The following is a 14,281-nucleotide window of genomic DNA, read 5'->3' as shown; positions in this document are numbered from 1 at the left end:
CGGGCATTAACGGCTACTCAACCCTTACGGCCAAATACCTAAAATAAGCCCCATTAACGAAAACTGTAAAATACAGTAACTCCCATTAATTAAAAATAGCTTTAAAGGGCGTTGCTCAAATATATAACTTAATCCTAGTGAACTACTGATCCAAAAAAAGCCGATTACAAAGCCTGTTCCTATACACTCAACTAAGCTTGCGTCTTTACCTAAAAATAGAGACAACATTAAAGCCGCTATAAATACTAAAAAGAAGCTGCCGCCAAATATCAACTTAGGATTGGCTGATTGTAAATCAAGGTCAGTTAAGCCAATACTTTCTAGCCAAGCGTTTTTAAAGAGTGCTTTTGAGTACCATATGCCGCCAAGCATAAAAGAAGACAGTGCAGCCACCAGTATTGCAAAATAATCTACATCTAAAAGGTTCATACAAACAGCCGTATACAAAATGTGTAATACCGTTTGGTATTAAATATTAACGGTATAAAGATACTCTCAATGTAGTTACAAATAAGGTATTGAGCAAATTGCTTAACTTGAGTTAATTGCCTTTATGGAGAGTAATTTTAAAAATAAAGGCTATAAATCGCCAAATTTAGCGCTAGTTAACGCCGCTAAATTAGTTGGGGAGAGTGCGATTTCTAAACCTCGCTTTCCGGCGCTCACATAAATAGTATCAAAAAGTGAAGCACTACTATGAATAAACGTAGCTAAGCGTTTTTTTTGCCCAAGTGGACTTACTCCACCTAAAATATAACCAGTGCTAGCTTGAACTTTTTGCGGGGCAGCCATGGCTACTTTTTTGGCACCACATAATTTTGCCAACTGTTTTAAGTTAACTTGTTGCGACACAGGAGTAACAGCAACAATTAGCTGCCTTTCATGCGTTTCAAGAACGAGAGTTTTATATACTTGGGCGCTATCTAAATTTAACTTTTCAACAGCTTCAAGCCCATATTGACTATTACCTGCATCGTGTTCGTAACTGAGTACTTCAAAGGGGATTTTTTGTTTTTTAAGTAATTCGATTGCTGGGGTCATACTATTTAATCGTGTTTTTTTTAACAGTAACAAAAATAAAATTTAAAGCAAAAAAAACGACGCTAAAAAGCGCCGTTTCATTATTAATAATAATTTACTTAGTTAAATCATCAAAAAACTTTTTAACACCGTCAAAAAAGCCTTGCTCTTTAGGACGATTTTTCGAGCTATCTGTACCCATACTTTCATCTAACTCTTGCAGTAGTTCACGTTGACGCTCGTTTAAATTAACTGGCGTTTCGATTACTACCTTACAAATTAGATCGCCTTGGGCACCACTTCGAACAGACTTAACGCCTTTGCCACGCATACGGAACATTTTGCCCGTTTGCGTTTCAGAAGGTATTTTAAGTTTTGCACGACCATCAAGTGTTGGCACCTGAATTTCGCCACCAAGACCTGCTGTTGTAAAGCTAATTGGTACTTCACAGTATAAATTATTTGCTTCACGCACAAATATTTCATGTTCGCGAACAGATACTTGCACGTACAAGTCGCCAGATGGCGCGCCGTGCATTCCGGCTTCACCTTCACCAGTTAAGCGGATACGGTCTCCAGTATCAACGCCAGCTGGAATTTTAACTGAAAGCGTTTTAGTTTTTTCTACGCGGCCTTGACCATGACATTTGTTACAAGGGTCTGAAATAATCTGACCTTGTCCCTGACACGTTGGACACGTTTGCTGAACAGCAAAGAAACCTTGGCGCATTTGTACTTGGCCAGCACCATGACACGTAGTACATGTTTTAGGCTTAGAACCTGCTTTAGCACCACTGCCATCACATGGCTCACAACCCACCCATGTTGGTACTTTAATTTCAACTTCTTTACCACGAACCGCTTCTTCTAAGCTCAAGTCCATGTTGTAACGTAAGTCAGAACCACGTTGTTGACGAGATTGACGTCGACCACCGCCGCCACCAAAAATATCGCCAAATACGTCACCAAATACATCACCAAAATCGCCATGACCGCCACCAAAGCCGCCATGACCACCGCCACCGCCTTGCTCAAATGCCGCGTGACCATGTTGGTCATACATTTGGCGATTTTGAGGATCAGTTAAAATCTCGTAAGCTTCTTTAACTTCTTTAAATTTAGTTTCAAGCTCTTTATCGCCTGCGGTACGATCTGGATGATATTTCATCGCTAAGCGTTTATACGCTTTTTTTATGTCTCGCTCACTCGCATCTTTGCTTACGCCGAGGGCTTCGTAATAATCGCGTTTTGACATATCTATCACACTACTCTTTTCTGTTTGCAGCGTGAGCTGCTGGATAAACCGATAAATCGCATCGATTTATCATTGAATTTTTAAACCTTAAATACATGCAAAAGGCGCGACAAGCTATTGCTCGCGCGCCTCAATTGTTCATCCTAACCTAAACACTCGATTGAGTTAAGTGTTTTTGGCTAGCGAGAAGCGTTAGCAACAATTACTTGTCGTCTTTCACTTCTTCGAACTCTGCATCAACAACGTCGTCGTCTTGCTTAGCTGATTGCTGTTGCTCGCCTGCATCTGCTGAACCTTGCTGTGCTTTCGCTTGTGCAATTTCCATTAGTTTTTGAGACTTTTCAGCAAGAGCTTGAGTTTTAGCTTCAATCTCTTCTTTGTTGTCGCTCTTAATAGCAGCTTCTAAATCTACAACAGCCGCTTCAATCGCTTCTTTGTCTTCGCTTGGTAATGCATCGCCAGCTTCTTCAATTTGCTTACGAGTACCGTGTACTAGAGCATCAGCTTGGTTACGAGCAGCTACAAGTTCTTCAAACTTTTTATCGTCTTCAGCATGTGCTTCTGCATCACGAACCATTTTTTCAACTTCTTCATCACTTAGGCCTGAAGATGCTTGAATTGTGATTTTTTGCTCTTTACCTGTATCTTTATCTTTCGCAGATACGTGTAAGATACCATCGGCATCAACATCGAATGTTACTTCGATTTGCGGTGTACCACGTTGTGCTGGGCGAATACCTTCTAGGTTAAATTGACCTAGAGATTTATTGTCGCTTGAACGTTTACGCTCACCTTGTAACACGTGAATTGTTACAGCAGATTGGTTATCTTCAGCTGTTGAGAATGTTTGCGATTTCTTAGTAGGAATCGTCGTGTTTTTCTCAATTAATGCAGTCATTACTGAGCCCATTGTCTCAATACCTAGAGATAATGGAGAAACGTCTAGTAATAGTACATCTTTAACGTCACCAGCAAGTACACCACCTTGAATCGCTGCGCCTACTGCAACTGCTTCATCAGGGTTTACGTCTTTACGTGGTTCTTTACCGAAGAAATCAGCAACTGTTTTTTGTACTAAAGGCATACGTGTTTGGCCACCAACAAGAATAATATCGTTGATGTCGCTTACTGATAAATCAGCATCAGCAAGTGCACGTTTAAGTGGCTCTAGAGATTTAGTTACTAAATCTTCAACTAGTGATTCAAGCTTAGCACGTGTTAGTTTCACGTTCATGTGCTTAGGACCAGATGCATCAGCAGTTACATACGGAAGGTTTACTTCAGTTGATTGTGCAGATGACAGTTCAATTTTTGCTTTTTCAGCAGCTTCTTTAACACGTTGCATTGCAAGAGGATCAGTTTTTAAGTCTAAACCTTGATCTTTCTTGAATTCAGCTACTAAGTAGTTGATTACACGGTTATCGAAATCTTCACCACCTAAGTGAGTATCACCGTTTGTAGCAAGTACTTCAAAAGTGTGCTCGCCTTCAACTTCATCAATTTCAATGATTGATAAATCGAAAGTACCGCCACCTAAGTCATATACTGCAACGATGTTTTCGCCACGGTTTTTATCCATACCGTAAGCAAGTGCCGCAGCAGTTGGCTCATTGATAATACGTTTAACTTCAAGACCCGCAATACGGCCAGCATCTTTCGTTGCTTGACGTTGTGAATCGTTAAAGTATGCAGGTACTGTGATTACAGCTTCAGTTACTTCTTCACCTAAGAAGTCCTCTGCCGTTTTCTTCATTTTTTTCAGTACTTCAGCAGAAATTTGTGGTGCAGCGCGTTTTTCGCCACCCGCTTCTACCCATGCATCGCCGTTATCAGCTTTGATGATTTTAAACGGCATGATGCCGATATCGCGTTGTACTTCTTCGTCTTCAAAACGACGACCAATTAAACGCTTGATTGCAAATAATGTGTTTGTCGGGTTAGTAACCGCTTGACGCTTAGCAGATTGACCTACTAATGTTTCGCCGTCTTGCGTGTAAGCAATAATAGACGGGGTTGTGCGATCGCCTTCCGCGTTTTCAATAACACGTGCTTTGCCACCATCAAGTACTGCAACACAAGAGTTTGTAGTACCTAAATCTATTCCAATAATTTTACCCATGAAACTTCTCCAACTTCAATATTCGTTAATACGTTCGATGACATAGTAAATAGGGATGCGCCAAACTTATTTCAACTGTAAAAATGAAAAAAAATCCATTTTTTGTGATTTATTTACAAAATAACCCTAATAATTGTAAGGAATGGTGATTTTTGCACCGCCAGAGACGTTTTTAATTACTGGTCTGACTAGTTTGGTTGTGTTATAAATTTATTAAATCGCACTATAAAAGGACATCTTCATGCATTTTGAACAATTACTTCTCCAAGCTGCAAAAATTGGAAGTTCAGACAATACCGAACAATTAACTAGCACAATGCAATTTCCAGAAAACTGGTGCCAAGGCAGAACTGCTTTTGGTGGGCTCTCAGCCGCACTGTTGTATCAAGCTATCAGAGGAAAAGTATCCAATGATCGTCGCCTACTCTCACTCAGTACAAATTTTGTAGGGCCATTACTAGCTAATACTCCTTTTTCGTTATCGGTAGAAATATTACGACAAGGTAAAAGCAGCACACAGGTACTCGCCAAAGCGATTCAAAATGAACAAGTGTGTGTAATTGTACAAGCGTGTTTTGCTAAAAGTAGAGAGTCGGGTGTAAATGTGCCTGTTTCAAAGTCTTTAGGGTTAAAACCGGTAGACGAGCGCCAAACTCTACCTTTTATTAAAGGCCAGATGCCTGAATTTTTTCAACATGTTGATTTATGCCCTCAACAAGGTGCCATGCCATTTAGCAGCGCAGAAACTTCTCACCTAGGGGGCTGGATGCGCTTTAAGCACACCCCAGAGCAAATAACAGAAGCGCATGTAATTGCATTAACAGATGCATGGCCACCTACGTTATTACAAATGTTTAAACAACCCGCTCCAGCTAGTAGCATGTCATGGTATTTAGAGTTTGTACAAGAGCCAAACTTAACACCTGGAGAATGGCTTGGCTTTGAAGCAATCACTCATCATTCAAAAGATGGTTACGGTTTAGAAGATGGCTGTATATGGTCACAATCCGGTGAGCTAATAGCGCTTACACGTCAAACAGTGGCATTATTTGATTGATGAATGGGTTTGGCCTTCACCAACAATTCTTTTATAAGTGCCGTTTTGCTTGATGAGCGCCAAACCTATATCAAACTCAGTAGCTAAAGAGAGGTTATTAAAATAAGCAGGTCGCTCTGCTTTTGGAAATAAAGTGTAAATTTGCACAGCTTCGGGTGATTTATGTTGGTTGTAGTAATAGTAAAAAATACGCTTATCTAACACAATTACATCCACCCAACCTTTTAACAGCTTATCTACCTGCGCCTTTTGATTAATAACCTCTTGATATGAGCTAAAGTGTTTAACATTACTTTTAAATATAGAAGGCAGATATGCAATTGCATTTTGAAAAGCAAGAACGTTTTTATTAAACATGCCTTCTATTTCATCAATATTATATTTATTTCGCTTGAGTGTAATGGCTACATTTTCATAACTAAGTACCGGTTTACTTGGGTAAACACCAGGACTACTTCCTCCAGCATAATTTAAAAGTATATCTACTCCTTTATTGTGCAATTGATGCTCAGCGCGTTTATTCGACATATATTGCACATTAATATTGGCAAATCCATTAGCCTTTAACGCGGCTTTGATTAAACCTAGGTGTATACCCGAGTCTGTTTTTGCAAAAACATAGGGCGGAATTGATGCGCTCGCGGCGATAATTACTTCTCGCTCTTTATTAATAGCCACAGCATTTTGCGAACAAATAAAGAGCCATATTAATATGCAGTACAAATAATATTTCACACGCTTCCTTTATATAATGAGCTGCTTGATAGCAGAACGCGTTGTATTAATGTATTAAATATAGCAAAATTGAAGAAATATTCTTCTTGCTTGGTATTAAATTGCAAACTGTATGCCCCTGCTGCGATCTGATCATAGATATACCTCGCATAATCGCAAAACAAATGGCGATATGCCCACATTGTCACCATAAACTTTGCGAAGCCGATGTTAATCACGACAGTCGCATAGTTGCACTAAGCTTTAGCGCACTATTAATGTTGCTCAGCAGTATGTTTTACCCTTTTATTTCATTTAGTAGTAGCGGTATAACTCAAACTATTACACTGCCCGACGCGGCTCGAATTTTGTTTAATTATGATAGTGAGCTACTTGGCTTATTTATTGATTTGAGCATTATTGCCCTGCCCATGGGTTTGCTTGTTATTTTAATTCCTTTGCATCTTGGGCTTTTAAAAGCATTACCAGAGAGCATTGCAAGGCGACTACTAAAGTTCACTTTGGCGTTAGAGCCTTGGATTATGTCTGAAATATTTTTAATTGGTGTACTTGTTAGTATGGTTAAAATCATGTCGCTGGCTGATATTAGCTTCGGCACGAGTTTTTGGGCTTATGTGGGGTTTGTTATTTTATACATAGCTGCGCTCGTTCACTTAAATCGCCCGCGCTTATGGGCTCAAATAAAGCCTGTAAAAATACTCGAAGGCGCTGAGCATGCTAAACGTGCAATAGATGAAAATATTAAAGCCTGTCATGTTTGCCATCAACTATGTACCGGTAATATTTGTCAGCGTTGCCATACAAAAACGCATGTGCGAAACCCTTACAGCGTACAAAAAGCAGCAGCTTGGTTAATAACCTCTGTCGTTTGTTATATTCCAGCTAATATTTTACCGATTATGCATACCACTAGCTTGGGAGATGAATCGCCTTCGACTTTAATTGGTGGTGTAATTACACTTTGGAAAAGTGGCTCCTACCCTATTGCCGCCATAATATTTTTAGCAAGCGTTGTGGTGCCACTTGCTAAAGCTTTTGTACTCAGCTTTTTATGCTTTATGGTTACAAGGCCTGCCAATAGGCATACAAAAAGTTACACCCGGATTTATCAACTTACTGAATTTATTGGAAAGTGGTCGATGATAGATGTATTTGTGGTTGCTATTTTAGTTGCCTTAGTTCAGCTGGGTAATTTAATGTCAGTAACGCCAGGATTAGGCATTGTATTTTTTACAGTTATGGTAATATGCCAAATGATGGCTGCCCATGCCTTTGACCCACGCTTATTGTGGGATTCCCCTAAAAACAAAAAATCAGAGAACAAAGCATGACCGAAACTGCCGAAATAACAAAAGAACCGAAAATTTCCGCTATCTGGATCATTCCGGCAATTGCGCTTTTAGTGGGCATGTGGATGTTATACCAATACCAAGCTAATAAAGGCCCTACAATTTTTATCGAGATGCCACAAGCCGAAGGCATTATTGCAGGTAAAACTGAAATAAAAGTGCGCAGTGTAAAAATAGGTCAAATTGATCATGTTCGGCTATCCGACACGCAAGACAGCGTAATTGCTCGCGCGCAAATAGATAAAAATTACAACGAGCTACTGACTGACGATGCCAAAATTTGGGTCGTAAAACCACGCATTGATGAAACAGGTATTAGCGGGATGAGTACGTTATTGTCTGGTGTATATTTAGAGTTTTCACCCGGTGAAAGTAAAGAACTAAAAGAGCGTTTTAAGTTACAAGATGAACCCGCCCTCATTGGTAAAGATGTGAAAGGTGGTCGTTTTAAATTAATGAGTTACAACGCTGAAGTACTTGATGTAAGCACCGGTATATTCTTCAAAAATTATAAAATAGGGCAAATAGAAACCGCCACTTTTGATTGGGAAAACCAAGCAATGAAGTATGGCGTATTTATTAAAGCCCCTTATCAAAATCTGATCACCATGAACTCAATATTTTGGGTGAACGCAGGAATTGAAATTGACCTATCTGCCGATGGTATCAATATTAATACGGGCTCTTTGAGTAAACTATTAAAAGGCGGTATTTCGGTTGGTTTACCTGAACAACAGGCCCCGGGTGAAATAGCACAAGATGGGCATAGCTTTTCATTAAGCCAAAGCTATAAAGAGGCGTTAGAAGAGCGCTTTTATGATTTTGATTACTACCTAATTGAATTTGAACAGTCAGTTCGAGGACTACGCACAGGTGCACCTGTCGAATACAGAGGTATGCGTGTAGGTACTGTTGTTGAAACCCCTGCCAATGTAATTATTGACGGTAAACCTGCCCACTTTAGAAACCATAATACGGCGGTTCCAGTGCTTATAAAAGTAGAATACGGACGCTTGTATCATGACAGTGCTTCAGCAAAAGAGTATTGGCAAGGCAGTTTAAAGGGCTGGATTGAAAGTGGGATGCGCGCCTCGTTAAAGCCTGGTAATTTATTAACGGGTGCTGTGTATGTAGATTTTGATATATACCCCGACGCGCCAGAAGCGCACCTAGGTAAACTTGTGCAGTATGATGTTTTTCCGAGTATTTCAAGCGGTATAACTGTATTAGCAGATCAAGTTTCTGACGTACTTAATAAGGTAAATAACTTAAAAGTTGAAGATAGCTTGGCACAAATGCAAGCTACATTTACCGATTACCGAGCGCTTGCTAATGAAATGCGAGAGCTGCTAAGCCAAAAAGATACACAAAACTTACCTGGCGACTTTAACCGTAATTTCGAAAAGATGACAAAAAGCATGGAGCAGTTTGAAGTCACTATGCGCCAATTTGATAAAACCATGGCCAGTTACCAAGCCGGTTCTGAACTTCATCATCAAATACAGCAAACATTAAAAGAGTTTAAACGTTTAAGTGAGGGCCTACAGCCTCTAACTCGCGGATTAAACGAGCAACCTAATATGCTAATTTTTGATAAATCATTACCAGCAGATCCAAAACCAAGGAAGCAATAATGAAATCGTTATTTTTAACTGCAAGTTTATTATTACTATTGGCAGGTTGTAGTTCATCAATACAAACTGCGACACAGTATTACCAGTTTGAGCAGCCTATAGGTGCATCGTCTCGAAACGTTGCAGATACAGATGCGCAACTAAGAATACAAACTGTTGTACTTAGAGGCGCTTTAAATAATTTGGGCATTGCTATGAAAATAGATAGCAACCAAATTCATGCTGCAAATTATAACCTGTGGGGCGAATCGCCGGATGTAATGCTTACTGCAACAGCCCAGCAAACACTTTTTACTGCTATGCCCAACTGGATGGTAATAAAAGGCTTACCGGTCATTACTGAACTTGATCAACAAACGTTTTATGAGCTTGAATACGAAATTCACCACTTTAATGGCGATATGCAAGGTAACGCTGATATTTCTGGGCTTTGGCGTTTATATTACACACACCCTGAAACAGGCCGACGCCTTATAAGTATTAATAATTTTTCGCAATTGGTCCCTATTGATGATGATGGCTATGACGGTTTAGTTTCAACACTTGAAGCAACATGGCTAAATATAAACCTAAATGTTGCAAAACAAATAGAACAAGCAAGACTTTAATCGTTAAGTGACAATATAATCACGGCGGTTTTGTCATCATTGATAACCGCCTTGCCCTCTATTTTAAAACCCAATTTTAACAACACATTCTGCGATGCCCTATTATCTGGTGATGTTATTGCACACAGTTTTGTAATTCCAAATTCATGCTTATGTTGCAAAAGTGCGCTGGCCGCTTCAAAAACATAACCCTTTTTTTCAAAACCGCTTACAAGTGCAAAACCTAAATCAGGTTGCAGTAACGCGGCGCGTTTATAAAACCCAACAACGCCAACCACTACAGCATTATGCAAAGTAATAATGTAAGGCCCAAAGCCTTGGCGTACATGAGAAGCAATAAATGACTAGGGCCTGTTGACCTTTCAGGATTAAAATTTGTTCAATCTAGGGGCGATTTAATCGCGGCGTGAGGTTTATAACCTAGTGGGCTAAGTAAAAACCGAGCAACAAAAAGTTAATTGCCCCTAGGTAGAACCCTTCGGGCAGCGCATGTTTGGCATTTATGCTGTGTTATCGCCTATTTATGGGGAATAACCACACTACATAGGCTCTGCCTTGCCTAAATACCAAACATACTGCTGCAAATTTAACCTCGAAAGATAAACAGGCCCTATAATGTACGACTTGGCATCATCAAGGGTATAGATTGCTTTATCACCAATATGCTCTATGAAACTCGCCTGATTAACTAGCTTAAGTAAAATAGCTGCATCAAGCTCATTTGCATGGCGCAACAACAATCGATTTGTTTTAAATACAGCGTTCAATGTAAGCTCCTCTAAAAAACTTTGTTTTGCATGTAACTTTTTGTTGACTGAAATTAAAAAGCAGATTATTTTTGCGCCGATGTTTTTACAGGCACAACAATAGCGGTTTGCACTCCTTGCACCGTCTGGCGCCAAAGCCAACGCGTTTCACTTAAGCCGCTATTTAACATAACTGTTTATGTGTCTCTCCCTCGCGTACAAAAGCAGTGACTTGGAAGATGATTTTACAACAAACTTATCATCTTCTTTGTTTTTGTATAAGCAGTTTAAAAATTAATACTATTGTAATTTTTATACATGCTTTTAATTTTGTGAATACTTAAATGCTTGAACCTTCTGCGTTAAGTTTACTGCCACCTTTGGTGGTAGTTGTATTGGCTGTTGTATTACGCCGCCCTATTTTATCTTTACTTATTGGTGCTTTAGTTGGTTTAGTTATCGCCGATCCTGCACAGGTACTTACTAACTTTGCGAGTACATCGCTAAAAGTGATGACAGACGAAACCATCGGCTGGCTAATACTTGTATGTGGTGGCTTCGGTGCTTTAATCGCGCTATTAGTGCGCACAGGTGGCGCATCGGCTTTTGGCAAGTTAGCCCTTAAATACACTAAAGGTAAACGCTCATCTTTGTTTATGACCTTTTGTTTGGGTGTAGTTATTTTTATTGATGACTACTTAAATGCGCTTACCGTGGGTGAAACCATGAAACGCATTACCGATAAATTTAAAGTGAGCCGTGAGATGCTTGCCTATGTTGTAGACTCTACTGCTGCACCAATTTGTGTACTTGTCCCTTTATCTACCTGGGCGGTTTTTTTTGGTGGCTTACTTGTAGATAACGGTATTGCAGAAGAAGGCAAAGGGATTGCAGTTTATATCCAAGCCATACCGTACATGTTTTATGCGTGGTTTGCAGTGCTTGTTGTTTTACTTGTTGTGCTGGGTATTATTCCTGCGATTGGTCCAATGAAAAAAGCAGAGCAAATGGCACAAATTGAGCAAGCTCAAGTCGACCCTGCTCAATACAATGACGTTCAAACAGCAGATGAATATGCGGTAAAAGCCGTAGAAGAGAACTTTGAAGATGCTGATCCTAAAGGTAAATTACGTAACTTTTTGGTGCCGATTATTTTACTGGTTGCATTTACTGTTTACTTTGAAATAGACGTATACAAAGGCTTATTAGCAACAATGGCGGTCACTCTCCCGTTTTATGCTCTACAAAAATTAATGAGTGTAAGTGAAATGATTGAACGCATGCTTGATGGCTTTAAAAGTATGATCCCCGCGATTGGTACTGTTATAGCTGCGTTTATATTTAAAGATGTATGCGACTTAATTGGTTTGCCTCAGTTTGTTATTGGCAGCTTAAGTCCTTATATGACCGCTGCATACTTACCAGCCGTGGTATTTATTTCAATGGCTATTTTAGCGTTTGCAACGGGGTCTAGCTGGGGTATTTTTGCTGTATCAATTCCCATTGTTATGCCACTGGCTAATGCGGTTGATGCAAACATACCACTGGTCATTGGGGCGCTATTATCGGCTTCTTCTTTTGGTAGCCAAGCGTGTTTTTACTCAGATTCAACCGTACTCGCAGCGCAAGGTTCTGGTTGTAATTTAATGAGCCATGCTGTTACACAATTGCCATACACGCTAATTGCTGCGGCATTAGCTGTTATAGGCTTTTTAATAATGGCTTAAATACTATACCAATCCGCAATAATACTTAATCATTTTGCGGGGCTAAACGAGTCGCTACCTGCGTTAAAAAAATTTCATTTAGAACAACTAAATAGCGAATTTTTTGCCTAGCTATCAACACGTTTTTCCATCCTCAAAATAGATCACTTAATTAAGCGAATTGGTATTATTAGTAAATATAGTGAGATAAATAATAAACCCCAATGTAGTGATACATTGGGGTTTATTTTAGCTACATAAATAAAGCTTATTTTTGTAGTTTAATACCATTGTAATAGGCATCAAGCGTTGTGATTTTAGTTTGATTTGGTAAATCGGCAAAGTCACTTTCTATAAACTTAGTCCCGCGTAATTGCACATTTAAACGTGCAGCATTAGGGTTAAGCATTGTTTGCTTGTAGTAGTCTTTTATATCTGCAAGCGTTACTTTTTCAACTTCATCAATCAGCTTTTGCTTAGAATCAAAGGTAAAGTTTTCACGGTACCAATCGTTTATAAGTGGGCTCATTTCGTCACTTAAGTTTTTAGGCTGCTCTTTAAGTGATACAAGGGTAGAGTTTTTCAGCTGCTCAAAAGTCTCTTCGCTCATGTTATCAAGTTCAACTGCGTATTCTTTTTTAAACTTATCAAAACGAGCTTGTATTTCTTTTGGTCCTTTAACTGGTGTTTGAATATACATACCAATTGCTGAGTAATCCTCGATTGGGCGAGCTAATGCACCTACTGCGTATGCAAGTTGCTCCTCAGTACGCATTTTATCAAACGCAACTGTTCTAAAGTGGCTTTGTAATACAGCTGCTTCTGCTTTTTGTTTGTAACCCGCAACAGGATGAACGGTCATATCAACCACCGCTACATCGGCTACATCGATATCTTTTTGCAGTACCAGTGTTTCGCCCGGTTGTGGCAACCACGCTTTGCTTCGTGCAAATTCACTGCGCTTATGATTACTTGGTAATGTTGCACTTAACTCTTGTGCAATCGCGTCAATATCTTGCTGATCGTAGTTACCGTAACTAAATACGCGTAAATCGTTTTGTGCAAACGTAGCTGTTTTTAATTGTGCTAAGTCGGCAACACTCAGTGAGTCAGCGGCTTTTATAAGCGCATCTGTATCAAAGCCACCTGTACGGGTTAGTTTTGAATACTCGCCAAATGCTTGTGCATACGGAAACTGCTTTTGTTGGTTTAGTAAATTACGCTTAAAGCGATCTACCGCTTGGCTAAATGCTTGTGCTGTTTCATCGGCTTTTAATCCGGTTAAAGCTTGTTTAAGCAATACATCTTGCTTATCTGTAAAACCACTCATAGATAAAACAAGACCATTACTCGGCGCAAGGCTTACACTCATACCGGCGATTGCTGCTTCGGTACTTAACTGACTTTGTTGAATATTGTATAAATCAGCCCAAACAGAATAAAGTACTTCTGCTTTGATATCGTTCAAACCTGGTTGAGTATTTATATAAACTTCAACAAGCCCTTTTGGCTGCTCTGCAAATTTTTGACTTGCTTGGCGCCATACTTTTACACCATTTTTATCGTAAGCAAGTTCTGGGTGTTTTTGCTCTTTAAATGCTTGCGTTTTTATTGCAAAATTTTCAGGCAATAAATTGTTTACTGTTGGTAGTGCTAACTTAAATTCGCTTGGTTTTTTCCAGCTGGCAATTTCATCATCGCTAATGTCACTGATGCGGTATTTACCGTCGTAAAAGTGTAGTTGTGAGTCTGTCTCTTCTTGCTGCGATACATACCAAATACGAAGGGTGTCGGCATTTAACTGCTCAAGTACATTGTTTACAGCGTCAGCGTCAAACTTTGCATAATAATAAGGTGCATTAATAGCGTGATTTAACGGATAATCTTGCATGCTTTGCGTAAGCGAACTTACATAATTAAATTCATCACCTTTTTCTAAAAACTTAAATTGGTTATTAAGGGAAGTACGAATTTCGTTGAAGTACTTGCTATCAACACCTTCTTTTTTAATTAAATCGATGTACTGCATAATAGTCGCAACTATTTCGTCAC

Annotated in this window: 13 protein-coding genes; 5 read left to right on the top strand and 8 right to left on the bottom strand. The window is 39.4% G+C overall.

The window, feature by feature from the left end; all coding sequences use genetic code 11:
- Nucleotides 1–24: 24 nt before the first annotated feature.
- The 4 genes from H5117_RS18075 to dnaK form a co-directional block, all read right to left on the bottom strand.
- On the bottom strand, nt 25–429 hold the full coding sequence (locus H5117_RS18075) for a DUF1761 domain-containing protein (protein WP_002959069.1): 405 nt from the start codon (nt 427–429) through the stop codon (nt 25–27).
- Nucleotides 430–579: 150 nt separating this feature from the next.
- Entirely contained in the window at nt 580–1,041 is a 462-nt protein-coding gene (gene ybaK / locus H5117_RS18070) for a Cys-tRNA(Pro) deacylase (RefSeq protein WP_024595562.1), read from the bottom strand.
- Between the two features lie 94 nt (nt 1,042–1,135).
- A complete protein-coding gene (gene dnaJ, locus H5117_RS18065; protein WP_182738835.1) occupies nt 1,136–2,275 on the bottom strand; it encodes a molecular chaperone DnaJ in 1,140 nt (379 codons plus the stop codon).
- Between the two features lie 202 nt (nt 2,276–2,477).
- Nucleotides 2,478–4,394: a molecular chaperone DnaK gene (gene dnaK / locus H5117_RS18060; protein WP_002959064.1), complete on the bottom strand. Its 1,917-nt coding sequence runs from the start codon at nt 4,392–4,394 to the stop codon at nt 2,478–2,480.
- A gap of 241 nt (nt 4,395–4,635) precedes the next feature.
- Between dnaK and H5117_RS18055 the strand changes: the two genes are divergently transcribed.
- Entirely contained in the window at nt 4,636–5,451 is an 816-nt protein-coding gene (locus H5117_RS18055; protein WP_182738825.1) for a thioesterase family protein, read from the top strand.
- Here H5117_RS18055 and H5117_RS18050 read toward each other — a convergent pair.
- Nucleotides 5,440–6,186: an ABC transporter substrate-binding protein gene (locus H5117_RS18050; protein WP_182738824.1), complete on the bottom strand. Its 747-nt coding sequence runs from the start codon at nt 6,184–6,186 to the stop codon at nt 5,440–5,442. The genes H5117_RS18055 and H5117_RS18050 overlap by 12 nt on opposite strands.
- A 164-nt stretch (nt 6,187–6,350) precedes the next feature.
- On the opposite strand from H5117_RS18050, the gene H5117_RS18045 reads away from it, so the two are divergent.
- The 3 genes from H5117_RS18045 to H5117_RS18035 are packed head-to-tail and all read left to right on the top strand — an operon-like array spanning nt 6,351 to nt 9,777.
- Nucleotides 6,351–7,517, top strand: a complete 1,167-nt coding sequence (locus H5117_RS18045) for a paraquat-inducible protein A (protein WP_259404553.1) — start codon at nt 6,351–6,353, stop codon at nt 7,515–7,517.
- Nucleotides 7,514–9,169, top strand: a complete 1,656-nt coding sequence (gene pqiB, locus H5117_RS18040; RefSeq protein ID WP_002959056.1) for an intermembrane transport protein PqiB — start codon at nt 7,514–7,516, stop codon at nt 9,167–9,169. Before H5117_RS18045 ends, pqiB begins: the two co-directional genes overlap by 4 nt.
- Complete coding sequence (locus tag H5117_RS18035) at nt 9,169–9,777, top strand: PqiC family protein (protein ID WP_182738822.1); 609 nt, start codon at nt 9,169–9,171, stop codon at nt 9,775–9,777. Before pqiB ends, H5117_RS18035 begins: the two co-directional genes overlap by 1 nt.
- On the opposite strand, the gene H5117_RS18030 is transcribed toward H5117_RS18035, so the two are convergent.
- The gene (locus H5117_RS18030; protein WP_310736084.1) at nt 9,774–10,115 is read right to left on the bottom strand and encodes a GNAT family N-acetyltransferase; all 342 of its coding nucleotides are present in this window, start codon (nt 10,113–10,115) and stop codon (nt 9,774–9,776) included. The two genes, H5117_RS18035 and H5117_RS18030, sit on opposite strands and share 4 nt — an antisense overlap.
- 201 nt (nt 10,116–10,316) lie before the next feature.
- On the bottom strand, nt 10,317–10,544 hold the full coding sequence (locus H5117_RS20735) for a hypothetical protein (protein ID WP_370626123.1): 228 nt from the start codon (nt 10,542–10,544) through the stop codon (nt 10,317–10,319).
- 323 nt (nt 10,545–10,867) lie between these two features.
- Here H5117_RS20735 and H5117_RS18020 point away from each other — a divergent pair, with 323 nt between their 5' ends.
- Nucleotides 10,868–12,250 carry a Na+/H+ antiporter NhaC family protein gene (locus H5117_RS18020; RefSeq protein WP_024604188.1) on the top strand — a complete coding sequence of 461 codons (1,383 nt, stop codon included), beginning with the start codon at nt 10,868–10,870 and terminating at the stop codon, nt 12,248–12,250.
- A 247-nt stretch (nt 12,251–12,497) separates the two neighbouring features.
- Here H5117_RS18020 and H5117_RS18015 read toward each other — a convergent pair.
- Nucleotides 12,498–14,281, bottom strand: a 1,784-nt coding sequence (locus tag H5117_RS18015) for an insulinase family protein (protein WP_182738821.1), incomplete at its 5' end; no start/stop codon positions are given.

The sequence above is a fragment of the Pseudoalteromonas sp. SG45-1 genome (genome assembly GCF_014164135.1).
Taxonomy (GTDB): domain Bacteria; phylum Pseudomonadota; class Gammaproteobacteria; order Enterobacterales; family Alteromonadaceae; genus Pseudoalteromonas; species Pseudoalteromonas distincta.
This window is presented reverse-complemented; position numbering and strand designations above follow the sequence as displayed.